General features: G+C 74.9%; 17 protein-coding genes and 1 pseudogene. All 18 read right to left on the bottom strand.

Annotation, left to right across the window (positions count from 1 at the left end):
• Positions 1–826, bottom strand: a pseudogene (locus ACFU0Y_RS11515) (hypothetical protein); the annotation flags it as partial.
• 90 nt (positions 827–916) lie between these two features.
• Entirely contained in the window at positions 917–1,285 is a 369-nt protein-coding gene (locus tag ACFU0Y_RS11510) for a YraN family protein (RefSeq protein ID WP_380214646.1), read from the bottom strand.
• A gap of 107 nt (positions 1,286–1,392) precedes the next feature.
• Positions 1,393–1,737: a DUF2469 domain-containing protein gene (locus ACFU0Y_RS11505; protein WP_380214644.1), complete on the bottom strand. Its 345-nt coding sequence runs from the start codon at positions 1,735–1,737 to the stop codon at positions 1,393–1,395.
• Positions 1,734–2,429 (bottom strand): ribonuclease HII, encoded by a 696-nt coding sequence (locus ACFU0Y_RS11500; RefSeq protein ID WP_380214643.1) that lies wholly within the window; start codon positions 2,427–2,429, stop codon positions 1,734–1,736. Before ACFU0Y_RS11500 ends, ACFU0Y_RS11505 begins: the two co-directional genes overlap by 4 nt.
• A gap of 52 nt (positions 2,430–2,481) precedes the next feature.
• Positions 2,482–3,387 (bottom strand): signal peptidase I, encoded by a 906-nt coding sequence (gene lepB, locus ACFU0Y_RS11495; RefSeq protein WP_380214641.1) that lies wholly within the window; start codon positions 3,385–3,387, stop codon positions 2,482–2,484.
• Positions 3,388–3,449: 62 nt separating this feature from the next.
• The gene (lepB, locus tag ACFU0Y_RS11490; protein WP_380214640.1) at positions 3,450–4,130 is read right to left on the bottom strand and encodes a signal peptidase I; all 681 of its coding nucleotides are present in this window, start codon (positions 4,128–4,130) and stop codon (positions 3,450–3,452) included.
• 16 nt (positions 4,131–4,146) lie between these two features.
• A complete protein-coding gene (rplS, locus tag ACFU0Y_RS11485) occupies positions 4,147–4,551 on the bottom strand; it encodes a 50S ribosomal protein L19 (protein WP_017833754.1) in 405 nt (134 codons plus the stop codon).
• Between the two features lie 190 nt (positions 4,552–4,741).
• Positions 4,742–5,614: a tRNA (guanosine(37)-N1)-methyltransferase TrmD gene (gene trmD / locus ACFU0Y_RS11480; protein WP_380214638.1), complete on the bottom strand. Its 873-nt coding sequence runs from the start codon at positions 5,612–5,614 to the stop codon at positions 4,742–4,744.
• On the bottom strand, positions 5,614–6,255 hold the full coding sequence (gene rimM / locus ACFU0Y_RS11475) for a ribosome maturation factor RimM (RefSeq protein WP_380214637.1): 642 nt from the start codon (positions 6,253–6,255) through the stop codon (positions 5,614–5,616). Before rimM ends, trmD begins: the two co-directional genes overlap by 1 nt.
• Positions 6,256–6,397: 142 nt before the next feature.
• Positions 6,398–6,640, bottom strand: a complete 243-nt coding sequence (locus ACFU0Y_RS11470; RefSeq protein ID WP_380214636.1) for an RNA-binding protein — start codon at positions 6,638–6,640, stop codon at positions 6,398–6,400.
• 2 nt (positions 6,641–6,642) lie between these two features.
• Complete coding sequence (gene rpsP, locus ACFU0Y_RS11465) at positions 6,643–7,080, bottom strand: 30S ribosomal protein S16 (RefSeq protein WP_380214635.1); 438 nt, start codon at positions 7,078–7,080, stop codon at positions 6,643–6,645.
• Between the two features lie 174 nt (positions 7,081–7,254).
• The gene (locus tag ACFU0Y_RS11460; RefSeq protein ID WP_380214634.1) at positions 7,255–8,436 is read right to left on the bottom strand and encodes an ABC transporter permease; all 1,182 of its coding nucleotides are present in this window, start codon (positions 8,434–8,436) and stop codon (positions 7,255–7,257) included.
• The gene (locus ACFU0Y_RS11455) at positions 8,433–9,374 is read right to left on the bottom strand and encodes an ABC transporter ATP-binding protein (RefSeq protein ID WP_380214632.1); all 942 of its coding nucleotides are present in this window, start codon (positions 9,372–9,374) and stop codon (positions 8,433–8,435) included. Before ACFU0Y_RS11455 ends, ACFU0Y_RS11460 begins: the two co-directional genes overlap by 4 nt.
• A gap of 162 nt (positions 9,375–9,536) precedes the next feature.
• Complete coding sequence (locus ACFU0Y_RS11450; RefSeq protein WP_380214631.1) at positions 9,537–10,217, bottom strand: response regulator; 681 nt, start codon at positions 10,215–10,217, stop codon at positions 9,537–9,539.
• Positions 10,214–11,731: a histidine kinase gene (locus ACFU0Y_RS11445; RefSeq protein WP_380214630.1), complete on the bottom strand. Its 1,518-nt coding sequence runs from the start codon at positions 11,729–11,731 to the stop codon at positions 10,214–10,216. The genes ACFU0Y_RS11450 and ACFU0Y_RS11445 overlap by 4 nt, the downstream gene beginning before the upstream one ends.
• A 63-nt stretch (positions 11,732–11,794) precedes the next feature.
• A complete protein-coding gene (locus ACFU0Y_RS11440) occupies positions 11,795–13,102 on the bottom strand; it encodes a hypothetical protein (protein ID WP_380214629.1) in 1,308 nt (435 codons plus the stop codon).
• Positions 13,103–13,172: 70 nt separating this feature from the next.
• Positions 13,173–13,658 carry an NUDIX domain-containing protein gene (locus ACFU0Y_RS11435; protein ID WP_380214628.1) on the bottom strand — a complete coding sequence of 162 codons (486 nt, stop codon included), beginning with the start codon at positions 13,656–13,658 and terminating at the stop codon, positions 13,173–13,175.
• Positions 13,659–13,665: 7 nt separating this feature from the next.
• Positions 13,666–15,249 (bottom strand): signal recognition particle protein, encoded by a 1,584-nt coding sequence (gene ffh / locus ACFU0Y_RS11430; protein WP_380214627.1) that lies wholly within the window; start codon positions 15,247–15,249, stop codon positions 13,666–13,668.
• Positions 15,250–15,427 lie beyond the last annotated feature (178 nt).

Here is a 15,427-nt window from a genome sequence, read left to right as displayed (position 1 = left end):
CCCGCGGGGGCTGCGCGGCCGGCCGGGCCGGCTCCGGTGCCGCCGGGGCGGCGGGTGCCGGAGCCGCCGGTGCCGCCGGTGCGGCCGGTGCGGCGGGCGCCGGGTCCGCCTCGAGGCGTGGCCGCGGGGCCGGGTTCGGCGCCTCGGCCCGGTACTGGCGCTGCGCCGGTCCGTGCCCCACCGGGGCGGCGCCCTGGGCCCGGTCGTTCGGGTACGGGGACAGCTCGATGTCGTCGAAGCTCCGCGGCAGCTTCTCGAAGTCGCCGATCATGAGCTCCCGGCCGGTGGCCCCCGCCGGCACGGCGCCGGTGTACCGGTCGATCAGCTCGTGCGTGCGGGCGTCGAGCCGGGCACCCTCCTGCGGCTCCAGGGGCGAGCCGTCGGCGCGCCAGAACCCGCCCTCCCCGGAGCGGTCGGGGTCCCAGTCGGCGAGGACCTGGGCGGCCGGCTCGAACGGGAACTGCCCGCCCTCGTGGCTGATCACCTTCAGGTCGTCGATCTGCACCGTGCGCACGCCCTCGGTGTTGTCGATGTGCAGCTCGACGTAGGTCACGGGTTCCACGTCGAGCTCACGCCGCAGCTGCTCGACCCGGTCGTCCGGGGCCGGCACCGTCGGCAGGTCGAAGGTGATGACCGCCCCCTCCTCGGTGGTCAGGGCGTAGGGTCCCGGGCTGAGCCCGCTGGGCGCGGTGGTCACGGTGCCCGGCTGCGCGATCGCCTCGGGCTCCGAGGACTTCAGCACCCCGCAGCCGGTGGTCACCAGCGCGACGGCCGCCGCCAGGGCCGCGGCGCGCCGCGGAGCGGCGAGCGGTCCCGCAGCGGCCACAGCACACCTCCGTCGTTCTCCTCGTCATCGACGGTTCAACACTGGCACGTCCCGCGAGGCATGTCACGCGGGCCGCAGGCGCGTCGCGACTCATTCGATCTGCTGCAGGACCTCGATCTCGGGCACTCCGTCGTGTGCGAAAGTAATTGCAACGGCATCGACCCTGATCACTCGGGGGTCGCGGCCGTGGGCCCGCGCCCAGGCGGCCGCCAGGCGGTGCAGACGGACGATCTTCGGTCGCGTAATGGACTCGAAGGGATGCCCGAACCGCAGGCTCGAGCGGGTCTTCACCTCCACGACGACCACCCATCCCTCGTGCTCCGCCACGAGATCGGCCTCCCCCCGCAGACCGTCGCGGGATGGGCGGGCGCGCCAGTTGCGCGCCAGCACGCGGTACCCCCGCGCCTCCAGGTGTGCCGCCGCCAGGTGCTCGCCGCGCGTGCCCAGGCCCTCGGTCACGGGAGGCCTCCCTGCTCGGTGGCCGCCCGGCGGCCGCCGGACGGGTCCCCCATCATGAACCGGCCGGCGACGGACCGCGGGGCCCGGGCCGGTGTGTGCAGGGCGGGTCAGGGTGCCGCGGGACCCTCCGGCACCGGACCGGCGGCACCCGGCACCGAGAAGGGGTCCGCGTGGGCGAGCTCCTCCACGTTGACGTCCTTGAAGCTCATGACGTGCACGTGCTTCACGAACCGGGCGGAGCGGTAGACGTCCCAGACCCAGGCGTCCTTGAGCTCCACGTCGAAGTAGAGCCCGGTCCGGGTCTCGACCGGCTCGATCCGGACCGAGTTCGCCAGATAGAAGCGACGGTCCGTCTCCACCACGAACTGGAAGAGCCCGGCGACGTCCCGGTACTCGCGGTACAGCTGCAGCTCGAGGTCCGTCTCGAAGTTCTCGAGTTCTTCGGCGCTCATGTCGTCCCGTCTCCGATCGTGCTCGGCCCGGCCGCGGACGGCGGCTGCGTGAGCCGCCAGCTCAGCCGGTGGTGCGGCGTGGTCCCGTGCTCCTCCAGGGCGCGGCGGTGCCGGACGGCGCCGTAGCCCTTGTTGCTGTCCCAACCGTACTGCGGCCACGCGTCCGCCAGCTCCCCCATGATGCGGTCCCGCTCCACCTTCGCGAGCACACTGGCCGCGGCGACGGACGCGCACGTCAGGTCGGCCCGGACCCGGGTGACGACGGTCCCGGACCAGCCGGCCGCGGGCGCCGCCCCGGACGGTCCGGCCGGGAGGGCGTCCGCCGGGAGCGTGAGCCAGTCGTGGCCGCCGTCGAGGAGCACGACGTCGGGCGGCGCCCCCTGCCCCTCGGCGGCCGCGATGGCCCGGCGTCCGGCGAGGCGCAGCGCGGCCGTCAGGCCGAGCCCGTCGATCTCCTGGGGGGAGGCGTGCCCGACGCCCGCGGCCGCGCACCAGGCGAGCAGGCGCGGGACGAGCGCCTCGCGCCGGGCGGGGCTGAGCAGCTTGCTGTCCCGCAGCCCCGGGACGCCGCGCTCGGTGCCGGGACGCAGGACCACCAGCCCGGCGGTGACGGGGCCGGCGAGGGCCCCGCGGCCCACCTCGTCCATCCCGCCCACCAGGCGCCCGCCCGGATCCTGCAGGGACCGTTCCACGCCGAGCCCGGGAGCCGAGCCCGGCGGCGGCCGGCGCGGTCCCCGCCGGGGCTCAGGAGCCACCGGCGGACCGGTCGGGGACGTCCGCGAAGACCTCGGAGGGATTCTGCAGCAGCTGGAACCGGTCGAGCGGCCAGGCGATGACGAAGGCGGTGCCCACGACGTCGTCGTGGCTGATGAACGCGCCGTTGTCCGCGATCTCGGCCAGGTGCACCCGGGCGTCGGCGGACGCGTCCCGGTGGTCGCCCAGCACGAAGTAGTGGTCCTCGGGGACCTCGACCTCGAACTCGAGCTCCGAGGGCGCGGACCCGGGGTAGAGGTAGGCGTCCCGCTCCTCGAGGGCCTCGCCGTTGACCGTGACCCGCCCCGAGGCGTCGCAGCACACCACGGTGTCGCCCCCGATCCCGATGACGCGCTTGATGAGGTGCTGGTCCGTGCGGTCGGGCAGCACCCCGACGAAGGCCAGGGCGTCGTAGACGGCGTCGGTGGGCCCGCCCCCGCGGTCGGGCTGGGCCGGCAGCCACCCCTTGGCGTCCTCGAAGACCACGATGTCACCGCGCTCGAGGTCGCCGAACGTGGGCTCGAGCACGTTGACGAAGATGCGGTCGTTGAGCTGGAGGGTGTTCTCCATCGAGCCGGACGGGATGTAGAAGCCGCGCACGAGGAGGGTCTTCACCACGAAGGCGATGAGCACGGCCCAGACCAGGACGAGCAGGACCTCCCGGACCGAGCCCCAGAAGGTGTCGGGACGCTTCTTGCGCGCGCGCCTGCCGCCCGCGCGCCGTCCGGCGCGGCGCGGCGACGCCGGGTCCGTCACGGCCTCGGTGCCGGCGGTGGTCGCGGTGGCGCGCTCCGTGCCGGCGGTGGTCGCTGCCGGGAGGGGAACGGCGGCGTCGCCCGGGACACCGCGGTTCTCCTGGGGTACGCCGTCGCCGGCGGGCTGGGTCCTGTCGGCCACTGCTGTCGTCCTTCCTGGGCGGACGCCGCTGGGCGTCCGGATCCGGATCCGTGCGGATCGCGTCAGAGCTGCCCGGCCCGGTCCCGGGGCCACAGAACAGCGAGAGGTTCTCCGATGACCTTATCCGCTCGGACCAGTCCCCCACCGGGCGCGCCGAGCAGACTGCGCGAGTCCACCGACACCGACCGGTGGTCGCCCATCAGCCAGAGCCGGCCCTCGGGGACCACCACGGTGAACTCGACCTCGCTGGGGCTGTCCCCCTCCAGGACGTAGTCCTCGGCGATCTCCTCCCCGTCGACCTCCAGGCGGCCGGAGGGGCCACAGCAGGAGACGGTGTCACCGGGGGTGCCGATGACGCGCTTGAGGTACACGCTGTCCGAGCCGGTCAGCCCGCTCCACCGGCCGAGGGTCTGCACGGCCTGCGCGGGCCACGGGTCGTCGCTGCGCAGCGGGGCGAAGCTGCCCCGCCCGTCGAAGACCACGAGGTCGCCCCGCTCGGGGTCCGTCCCGTCGCCGAGCTTGCCCACGAGCACCCGGTCCCCCGGCTGGACCGTGGGCTGCATCGAGTCCGACCCGATCCAGTAGACGTCCACGACGAAGGCGCGCAGCAGACCGGTGACCAGCCCGGCCACCAGGAGGGCGAGGACGACGGAACGCCAGCCCCGTGCTCGGGGCTGGCGTTCTCGCCGGACGGCGTGGGACCCCGTGGTGCGGGGGTCCCGTGCGCGGGTTCCGGTGGGCACCGAAGGGCGCGCTGTCCTACTTGCCGGACTTGCCGGACTTGACGGCCTTGCCGGACTTCGAGGACTTGGCCGTGGTGTTGTCGCGCTTCTCGCGGATGCGGGCGGCCTTGCCGTGGCGGTCGCGCATGTAGTACAGCTTCGCGCGGCGGACGTCACCGCGGGTGACGACCTCGATCTTCTCGATGACCGGGGAGTGCACCGGGAAGGTGCGCTCCACGCCCACGCCGAAGGAGACCTTGCGGACGGTGAAGGTCTCGTGCACGCCGGCGCCCTGGCGGCCGAGGACGAAGCCCTTGAAGACCTGGACGCGGGAGCGGCTGCCCTCGACGATGTTGACGTGCACGTTGAGGGTGTCGCCCGGGCGGAAGTCGGGAACGTCGCTGCGCAGCGACTTGGCGTCGAGCTGGTCGAGAATGTTCATGGTGGCTCTCCTGGTGAACGCCGCAGGTCGCTCACGTGGGTCGGCACGGATCCGTGTCGGCGGGGCGGCGCCCGGTCCGGGATCCGCAAGACGTGGTGACGGGAGCCCCGTGCGGGGTTCCCGGGTGTCCGGCTGTTGGTCGCTCATCCCCCTGCGGCAGGGGCGTGCCCAGCAGACACACAGCTGAACATTATGCCACAGGTTCCCCGGCGGCGCCGTCCCCCGCGCGCACCACGCGTCCGGCCGAGACGATCCAGCCCGCCCCGGCGAGGACGGCCAGGTCCGCGCGGTCCAGGCCGGCGGGATCGAGGGCGGCGACGAGGTCGGGGCGGCGGGCGGCGGTGCGCTGCAGCTGCCGGTCCCGGCGCCAGCGCGCGATCCGGCCGTGGTGGCCCGAGAGCAGGACCTCGGGGACCGGGCGGTCCCGCCACAGCGCCGGCTTGGTGTAGACGGGGTACTCCAGCAGGCCGTCCGCGTGGGACTCCTCCACGAGTGACTCGGGGTTGCCGACCACGCCGGGCACGAGCCGCCCGATGGCCTCGACCATGGCCAGCACAGCGACCTCCCCGCCGTTGAGGACGTAGTCGCCGAGGCTCATGGGGCGGACCTCGAAGTGCTCGCGGGACCAGTCGACGACGCGCTCGTCGATGCCCTCGTAGCGCCCGCAGGCGAAGACGAGGTGCTCCCGCAGGGCCAGCTCCCGGGCGGTGGCCTGGGTGAAGACCTCGCCGGCCGGCGACGGCACGACCAGCACCGGGCGCTCCCGCGGCGTCGACGGGCCGGTCACGGTCCCGGGGTCCGCCGCCGCCGGGGTGCCGGCCGCGGCGGCGGGGCCGCCGCCGAGGACGGCGCCCAGCGCCGCGGCCCAGGGCTCCGGCTTCATGACCATGCCGGCCCCGCCGCCGTAGGGGGTGTCGTCCACGGTGCGGTGCCGGTCGGTGGTGAACGCGCGCAGGTCCGTCACGGTCAGCTCGAGCAGCCCCTGCTGCCTGGCCTTGCCGATGAGGGAGAGGTCCAGGGCGGAGAGGTACTCGGGGAAGATGCTGACGACGTCGATGCGCATCAGCGACCGCCCTCCGGCGCCCCGTCCACCGGGTCGCCGGCATCCGGGCCGCCCTCGTCCCCGGCGCTCGCCCCGTCGGCCCTCGCGTCACCGGCGCCCCCGTCGTCGAGGCCGAGCTCGAGCAGCCCCGGGGGCGGGGTCACCACGACGCAGCCCGCCTCGAGGTCGACGACCGGCACGATCTCCTCGACGAAGGGCAGCACGGCCTCGCGCCCGCCCTCGTCGAGCCGGACCTCCAGGAGGTCCTGGACCGGCAGGGTGCGCAGTCCGGTGACCACGCCGATCCGGGGCCCGGAGCCGTCCTCTGGGCCGGTGCGCACCTCGAGGCCGACCAGTTCGTGCTCGTACCACTCGTCGGCCTCGGGGTCCTCCTCCACCGCCTCGGCGAAGAGGCGAGTGCCCCGGAGGGTCTCGGCCCCGTTGCGGTCGGGGACCTCCTCGAGGGCCACCACGAGCACGGACTTGTTCCAGCGCGCCCGGCGCACGGTGACCACGCCCTCGGGGGCGAGGGCGACGGGGGGCTCGAGCAGCAGCCGGGAGCCCGGGGCGAAGCGCTCCTCCGGGGCGTCGGTGAACAGCTGCACGGTGACCTCGCCCCGGATGCCGTGGGGCTTGCCCACACGGGCGACCTGGACCTTCATGGATCTCCTGGGGGTCGGCGGCCGGTCGGCCGCGGGAACGGGGTGCGGTGGCGGGGGCGGAAAGCCGACGGTCCCCGCATCCAATGCGGATGCGGGGACCGTGCGGGACGCGGAGCCGGACGCCGGGGCGCCCGGGAGCCTCTCAGCGGGTGCGGTCGGTGTCGACGACGTCGATCCGGACCGGGCCGTCCACGGCGAGCGCGCCCACCACGGTGCGCAGCGCCTTGGCCGTGCGGCCCTGACGGCCGATGACCCGCCCGAGGTCGTCCGGGTGCACCCGGACCTCGAGGGTCTCCGACCGGCGCCCGCTCTTGACACGGACGTCGACGTCATCGGGGCTGTCCACGATCCCGCGGACGAGGTGCTCCAACGCGTCGGCGAGCACGACTACTCGGCCTTCTCGGCGTCAGCCGCGGGGGCGTCGTCGGACTCGGCACCGGGGGCCGCGGACTCGGCGGTCTTCTCGCCCTTGGGGGTGATCGCCTCGGGGACGATCACGGAGCCCTTGTCGGGGGCCACGAACTCGCCCTTGGGCTCGGGCTGCCGGAGGGTGCCCTCGGCGCCCTCCTCGCCCTTGAACCGCTGCCAGTCGCCGGTCACCTTCAGGATGGCGGCGACGGCCTCGGACGGCTGGGCGCCGACGCCGAGCCAGTACTGGGCCCGGTCCGAGACGACCTCGATGTAGGAGGGGTGCTCGGTGGGGTGGTACTTGCCGATCTCCTCGATGACGCGGCCGTCGCGCTTCTTGCGGGAGTCGACGACGACGAGGCGGTAACGGGGATCGCGCATCTTGCCCATGCGCTTGAGACGGATCTTAACAGCCACTGGTGTGGACTCTCCTGGTTCTTGGATGAGGTGAGCGCCTGGTCTCGCTCCCGTGGGGCGGGCCGGTCGCAGGGGCTCTGTGGACACGAGAAACGTGCGGCGAGAGGGACCGCACGCATCGAGTACCCGTCCAGTATGCCAGACGCCGTCAAGTCCGGGTGGCGCGCGGCGCCCTCACTGCTCGAGGCGCGCGGCCTGCCGCCACGTCAGGGACCGTCCGCCCTGGAACACGGCGCGCTGGTAGATCCGCTCCCCCAGGCGCAGCAGCGCCCAGGCCGCGGCCAGGGCGATCGTCAGGGACAGCACGGGCTGCCACCAGGCCACGCCCCCGTCCAGCAGCCGGATGGGCATGGCCACCGAGGAGACGACCGGCACGAAGGACGCGGCCGTGAGCCACGCCCCCTCGGCGTAGAGGCCGACGAAGAGCGCGCCGATGAGCACGGTCATGATCGGCCCGGTGCTGGTCTGGAGGTCCTCGGAGCGCGAGGCCAGGGAGCCGAGGACCGCCCACACGGAGGCCTGCGCGGCGAAGCCCGCCACGAAGAAGGCCAGGAACCAGCCGGAGGCGGCGAGGATCCAGCCGACGTCCGCGGCGGCGCCGGTGACGTTGACGCCGACGAGGCCGACCGCGGCGTAGAGGCCGGTCTGCGCGAACGCGAGCAGGGAGTTGCCGAGCACCTTGCCGTAGAGCAGCTGCCGGACCGGGACGGCGGTGGCCAGGATCTCCACCACCCGGTTCTGCTTCTCCTCGAGCACCGAGTTGGCGATGGCCATGCCGAAGAGGATCGCGGCCAGGTAGAACAGGAACGCGAAGACGAAGCCCACGACGAGCCGCGCGGGACCGCGGTCGGGCTCCCCGGACAGCAGCTCGGTGCGCAGCTCGGAGCCGGCCGTCAGCTCCTCGGCGGTCGTCCCGGCGGCCCGGGCGCGGGCCGCCAGCGTCTCCTCGGCCACCGCCTGCTCGAGGACCCGGGCCAGGGTGGGGTCGACGTCGTCCCGGCCCACCACCGTCCACCCGTCGAGGTCCCGCAGCAGCGCGGCGTCGGCGGTCTCGTCGGCCACCGCCCGGCGGGCCGCGTCCGGGGCGTTCGCGGAGTGCACGGTGAGGGTGTCGTCGCCGCTCTCGGCCAGCGCCTGCGCGGCCCGCGCCGCGACGGGCGCGGCCTCGGGGGCGGCGGTGGCCAGGACGTGGTCGGCGGAGCTGCCCCCGAGCAGGGCGGAGGCGGCGACGGACCCGGCCACGAGCAGCACCGTGACCACGGTGGAGAGCAGGAAGGAGCGGTCGTGCAGCTTGACGGAGATCTCCCGGGCCGTGACGATCCACCACGGACGGGCGACGGGCGGGCGGGTGCTCATCGGGTGACCTCCCGGTAGACGTCGGACAGGGCGGGCACGATCTCGGCGAACTCCAGGAGACCGCGGGGCACGGCCTCCCGGAGCAGGCGGCGGCGGGCGTCGTCGTCGTCGAGCTCGAGGACCGCGGCCGGACCGTCGACGTCGACGACGCGCACGCCCCGCAGGTCCCGCACCCAGCCGGCGTCCTGCTCGCAGCGCAGCCGGTGCCGGCGGGGGCCGCTGCGGCGCAGGTCGTCGGCCGCGCCGGCGGCGAGGACCCGGCCGCAGGACAGGACCACGAGGGAGTCGCAGAGCCGGTCGACGAGGTCGAGCTGGTGGCTCGAGAAGAGCACGGGCACCCCCTGCGCCATGTGCTCGCGCAGCAGCTCGACCATGGAGTCCACGGCCACCGGGTCCAGGCCGGAGAACGGCTCGTCCAGCACCAGGGCGGCGGGCCCGTGCAGGAGCGCGGCGGCGATCTGCACCCGCTGCTGGTTGCCGAGGGAGAGGGACTCCAGCTTGTCCTTCCCGCGCCCGGCCAGGCCGAAGCGCTCCAGCAGGCGGCCGGCCTCCGCGAGCGCGTCCCGGCGGTCCATGCCGTGCAGCCGGCCGAGGTAGCCGAGCTGGTCCAGGACCGGCTGCTTGGGGTAGAGCCCCCGTTCCTCGGGCATGTACCCGAAGCCGGCGCGGTCCGCCGCGGTGGCGGGCCGGCCGTCCCACAGCACCTCTCCGGCGGAGACGCGCAGCACGCCCATCAGCATCCGCATGGTGGTGGTCTTGCCGGCGCCGTTGGCGCCGACGAAGCCGGTCATCCGGCCGGGCTCGACGCGGAAGGAGACGTCCTCCACCACGGCGCGGCCCCCGAAGGACCGGCTCAGGCCGCGGGCCTCGAGGACGTGCCCCGCCGGGCGGTTCCGGAAGCGGGTGGTGGTCGCCGCAGGAGTGGTGCTGGTGCTCATGGGCCCGGGGTCCTCTCACGGGTGCGTCCGCCCGGTGGGTGCGGGGCGGCTCGGTCCCAGCCTACGAACGCGGCGGCCCGGGGGAATCCCCTCCCGGGCGGAGCGCGGGGCCCGCGGGGAGGGGCTCCGGGCCGGCCGCCTCCGCCGCGGGGCGGAGCCGGTTCAGCCGACCAGACCCGCCCGGTGGGCGAAGACGACGGCCTGCACGCGGTCCCGGGAGCCCGTCTTCGCGAGGATGTTGGACACGTGCGTCTTGACGGTGGCCGGCCCGAGGAACAGCCGCTGGGCGATCTCCGCGTTGGACAGGCCGTCCGAGACGAGCAGCAGCACCTCGTGCTCCCGCTCGGTGAGGGAGTCGAGGACCCGGCGCCGCGCGGCGTCGGGCGGTGCGGGCGCGGGGGCGGCCTCGGGCGTGGGGGCGGGGGCGTCCGCGGTCAGCGCGCGGATCACGCGGAGGGTCGCCTCGGGGGCGAGCAGCGCGTGACCTCCGGCCACGGCGCGCACGGCCTCGACGAGGTCGTCCGGGTCCGCGTTCTTCAGCAGGAAGCCGCTGGCCCCGGCCGCGAGTGCGTCGAAGAGGTAGTCCTCCCGGTCGAACGTGGTGACGATCACCACCTTGGCGCACCCCGTGCCGACGATCCGGCGGGTGGCCTCGATGCCGTCCATGACGGGCATCTGCACGTCGAGGAGGGCGACGTCCACCGCCCCGTCGCGGGCGGCGGCCACGGCCTCCGCGCCGTCCGAGGCCTGGGCCACGACCTCGATGTCGTCCTCGACGGACAGGACCATGGCGAAGCCGGAGCGCACGAGGGCGTGGTCGTCGGCGAGCAGGACGCGGATCATGCCCCCGATTCTCGCAGAATCGCGTCCGCGGCGCCGGAGCCGGCGTCCGGGGCGTTCCCGGCGGGCCCGCCGCCCGGCAGGGGGCAACGGGTGCGGACCCGCCAGCCGGGCCGGCCCGAGCGCGGCCCGATCTCCGCCTCCCCGCCGTGCAGCCGGACGCGCTCGCGCAGTCCTTGCAGGCCGAAGCCCGTTCCGGCGGTGCCGCGGCGGGGCGAGCCGTCGTCCAGCACCTCGAGCTCGAACCACGGTCCCTCCGGACCGCGGCCGGTGCGCAGGGTCACGGACGCCGTGGTGGCCGTGGAGTGGCGGATCACATTCGACAGGGACTCCTGGACGCACCGGAACGCCGAGAGACCGAGCGCCGGGGGGATCCTGTCCAGGTCACCCGGGACGTCCTCGACCGTGCGGACGTCCACCGCGAGCCCGTTCTCGGCGTGCCGGCGGGCGAGGTCGGCGATGTCGGCGAGACCGGGGTCGGGCCGGCGCGCGGCGGCCGTGGCGCCGGGGCCCGGGAGGCCCTCCTCGCCGTCCGCGCGCAGCACGCCGAGCAGCTGGCGCATCTCCCCCACGGCGGTCCGGCTGGAGCCCTCGATGGTGCGCAGGGCCGTGGTCGCGGCGGCGGGGTCCCGGTCCAGGACCTTGCGCGCGGCACCGGCCTGGATGCCGATCACGGACACGTGGTGGGCGACGACGTCGTGCAGCTCCCGGGCGATGCGCAGCCGTTCGTCGACGACGGCGCGGCGGGCGATCTCCGCGGACTGCTCCCGGATCTGCTGCGCCTGGGCCGCGAGGCGGTGCTGCTGCAGCGCGGCACGCCACGACGCGCGCCCGGCGAGCACCGCGCCGCCGAAGTACACGACGTTCATGAGCAGGGTGAACACGGCGTAGGCCGGCAGCTGGGGCAGCGGCCCGTCCACCTCGCCCAGTCCGGTCAGGAAGTCCGCGTAGGCGTTGGTGATGGTGAAGGCGCCCAGCAGCCACAGGCCCATGGTCCCCACGACCACCGACATCGCGACCCACAGGGCCTGGCGGTCGCGCGACCAGGCGACGGCGGCGTACAGGGCGGCGAAGTAGGCGCCCTGGAAGGGCAGGGTCATCGCGGCCGTGGGGCTCGCGTAGGTCAGGCCCAGGAACAGCGCGGAGGACGCGACCACGACCGGGAGCGGGAAGCGCCGGCGCAGGGCCAGGGGCGCCACGATGAGCACGGTGCTGAGGTAGAAGCGCCAGGGCTCGTCCCCCTCCGCCAGTCCTGCGTAGCTGTGCACCAGCACCGATGCCAGCAGTGCGATCAGCAGGAAGCCGAGGGCGGCCAGCACGTCGTTGCGGCGCTGGGCCGCCGTGGGCGCGGGCCGGGTCCAGAACGGGTCCTCCGGGTCGTTCAGCCAGGCGGTCACCCGGGCGGCGAGAGGTGCCCGCCGGGCCGGCTCCGGGGCGGTATCCGTTCCGGGGGCCGGGGCGGCGACCGGGTCGGCGTGCGGGGCGGTGTCCGGGTCGGCGGCGGGTCGGGTGTGCACGGTCCCACGGTAGCCCGCCGCGGCGGTGCGGGACTCCGTCCCGCGGCGGAGGCCGAGGGACGCTCAGCCGCGGTGCAGCCCGAAGAAGCGGCGCAGCCGCGCCCGCGAGCCCGGGGCGGGGGGCGTGCCGGGGACCCGGTCCGCGGGTCCGGCGGTCCCGGAGATCTCCTCGGTGCGCCGGCGGCGGGCGCCGCGCAGGGCGGCGTAGTAGGCGCTCTCGGCGGCGGCGTCGGCGAGCAGCGCCGCGGAGAGGGTGCCGAGCACGCGCGCCCCGGCCCCGCCGCGCCGGGCCGCCCCGGCGAGCCCCACCCCGAGGGCGGTCTCGGTGCCCGCCACGGCCAGGAGCAGCTCGGGACGGCGGACGAGGGCCCGCTGGTACCGCGCGAACAGCCCGTCGCCGGTGGGCTCGGTGGTCATCCCCCGCAACAGGGCCGCGCCCACGCCCGTGGGCTCGTAGTGCTCGGCGCCCTCCGTCCCCGTGAGCTCCCGGCGGCCCTCGACGACCTTGGCGGCGAGCACGGGCAGGCCCAGCAGCTGCAGGACGGACTCCAGGACCAGGTCGGTGGACTCCCCCTGCACGTAGTTGCGCAGCCGGTTGGTCTCGGCCGGGTCGAGGTCGAAGACGGAGGCCACGGACTCGATCTGCAGCTCCGAGGTCCCGCCGGAGCACAGCCGGACCAGGTCGTGCTCGAACTGCGCGGCGGGCGTCGGCCCGGCCTCGGCGGGGACCCCGCCCGCGGGGAGCCATTCGGGGCCCCACTCGAGGGCGCACACGGCGTCGGCCGCCTCGAGGTCGGTGACGGACGCGGGGTCCTCCCCGGCCAGCAGCACCTCGACGGAGCGCGTGGCCCCGTCGGAGGACAGCGCGACGGCGGTCTCGGCGAGACCGGTCCGCACGGCCCAGAAGTCGACCTCCGCGTCGAAGACCACCACGGACCAGCCGTGCCGGGACACGGCGGTGAACCCGGTGCCGGACAGGGCCGCCAGCACGGGCAGCTCGGGGGCGTCCAGGCGGACGAGCAGCACCCGGCGCAGCCCCGGGTCCTCGGGCTCGAGCGGCCGGCCGGTCATCCGCACGAAGGTCCCGGAGAGCTCGTCCAGCGTGCACCCGGGCTCCACGGAGCCGTCCTCGGCGGCCCGGGCCAGCCGGCCCTCGGCGTCGGCCAGGAACATCAGCTGCGTGGCCCGGGGGCCCTCGGCGCAGGCCCCGACCAGGCGGTGGTGCGCGATGACCCGGCGCATCCCCTCGCCGCTCGGGCGCGGCCCGGGACCCTCGGGCGCGGTGGCCCCCGTCGCGCACAGCACCGTGGCGGGGACCAGGTCCCACGCGGAGGTGGGGGATGCGATGTCGTCGGCGGGGAGTGAGGTCATGGCGTCCATGCTACGCCGTCGCCGCCACGGCCCCCGGGGGCCGGGAGGGTGCCCGGGAGCGCCGATCCGCTCAGGCGGGTCCGTCGACGAGCTCGGTCGTGGTGCCGTCCTCGAGGGCGTCCAGCCCCGCCCGCAGACGGCGGGCGAGCCCGGGCCGCAGGTACCGGTCCAGCTCCTCGGGGGCCGTCCAGCGGTGGCTGAGCAGCTCCTCCTCCTGGACGGTGATGGGCGTGTCGGCGGCGACGACCCCGCCGTCGTAGACGAAGGAGACCGAGTCCCCCCACAGACCCATGGCCACGCCGTGGTGGACGACGAGCAGCCGGCCCGCGGGCAGGTGCAGGCCGACCTCCTCGACGACCTCGCGGAAGCACCCGGTGCGGGGGTCCTCGCCCGCCTCCACCGTGCCCCCGGGCACGGTCCAGTCGGACTTGTAGTTGGGCTCCACGAGGAGCACGCGGCCCTCGGGGTCGCGGATGAGGGCCTCCGCGGCGAGCCGGCGGGTCGGCAGGGAGTCGACGAACTGCTTCAGCTCGCTCTGGGACAGGTAGGAGCTCACGGCGCGGTCACTGTCCCAGGAACTTCTCGAAGCCCTTGGGCAGGTTCAGGTCCGCCGGGTCCGGCTGGCCCGGGGCGGCGCCGAACGCCGAGCCCGCGGGGGCCTTCTGCTTCCGCTGCCGGTCGAGGGCCGCGTTCTCCTGCGCGCGCTTCGCGGGGTTGCCGGAGCGCGAGCCGCCCTTCTTCGCGGCGCCCTTGCCCTTGCCCTTCTTCGGGCCGCCGCCCGCGCCGGGCATGCCGGGGATGCCGGCGGGCATGCCGGGCACGCCCTTGCCCTGGGCCAGGCGCTTCATCATCTTCTGCGCCTGGGCGAAGCGCTCCATGAGCTGGTTCACCTCGGAGACGGTGACGCCCGAGCCCTTGGCGATGCGGGCGCGGCGGGAGCCGTTGATGATCTTGGGCGCCACCCGCTCGTGCGGGGTCATGGACCGGACGATGGCCTCGACGCGGTCGATCTCGCGCTCGTCGAAGTTCTCGAGCTGCTCGCGCATGCCGGCTGCGCCCGGCATCATCATGAGCATCTTCTTCATCGACCCCATCTTGCGCAGCTGCTGCATCTGGGCGAGGAAGTCCTCGAACGTGAAGTCCTCCTGGTCGGTGAACTTCCGGGCCATCTTCTCGGCCTCGTCGCGGTCCCACTGCTTCTCGGCCTGCTCGATCAGCGTGAGCACGTCGCCCATGTCCAGGATGCGCGAGGCCATCCGGTCGGGGTGGAACTGCTCGAAGTCGTCGACGCCCTCGCCGGTGGAGGCGAACATGATGGGCTTGCCGGTCACGGAGGCCACGGACAGGGCGGCGCCGCCGCGGGCGTCGCCGTCCAGCTTGGACAGGACCACGCCCGTGAAGTCGACGCCCTCGTTGAAGGCCTGGGCCGTGTTCACGGCGTCCTGGCCGACCATCGCGTCGATGACGAAGAGCACCTCGTCGGGCTGGACGGCGTCGCGGATGTCGCGGGCCTGCGCCATGAGGGCCTCGTCGATGCCGAGGCGGCCGGCGGTGTCCACGACGACCACGTCGTGCAGCCGCGCGCGGGCCTGGGCCACCCCGTCCCGGGCGACCTGCACGGGGTCGCCCGTGGGGTCGTCGAACTCCGAGGTGGTGCCCGGGTGCGGGGCGTAGACCGGCACCCCGGCGCGCTCGCCGACGACCTGGAGCTGGGTGACCGCGTTGGGCCGCTGGAGGTCGGAGGCCACGAGCAGGGGACGGTGCCCCTGGCCCTTGAGCCACTTGCCGAGCTTGCCGGCCAGGGTGGTCTTGCCGGCGCCCTGGAGGCCGGCGAGCATGATGACGGTGGGGCCGGTCTTGGCCATCCGGATCCGGCGGGTCTGACCGCCGAGGATGTTCTGCAGCTCCTCGTTGACGATCTTCACGACCTGCTGGCCGGGGTTCAGCGCCTCGGAGACCTCGAGCCCGAGGGCGCGCTCCTTGACCGCGGCGGTGAACTCCCGCACGACCGGCACGGCGACGTCGGCGTCGAGCAGGGCGCGGCGGATCTCCCGCACGGTGGCGTCGACGTCCGCCTCGGTCAGGCGTCCCTTGCCCTTGAGGTTCTTGAAGGTGGCGGTCAACCGGTCGGACAGTGAATTGAACACGGGTCGAAAGCTGCTTTCGTCGAGGGAGGCGGCCGGTGCGCCGCGGCCTGCGCCGCGGGCCGCGGCCCGGCCCGGTGTGGCGGGTCAGTGTCCAAGGTTAGCAACTCCGGGCGGCGCGGGGCCCGCGCCGTCGTCGCACCGGGACGACAGCGGCCGGCCCCCTCCCGGTGGAGGGGGC

Origin of the sequence: Kocuria sp. NPDC057446 (assembly GCF_042802875.1) — a bacterium.
In the GTDB taxonomy this organism is placed as follows: domain Bacteria; phylum Actinomycetota; class Actinomycetes; order Actinomycetales; family Micrococcaceae; genus Kocuria.
Note: the sequence above shows the minus strand (reverse complement) of the source record. Positions and strands in the feature narration are given on the sequence as shown.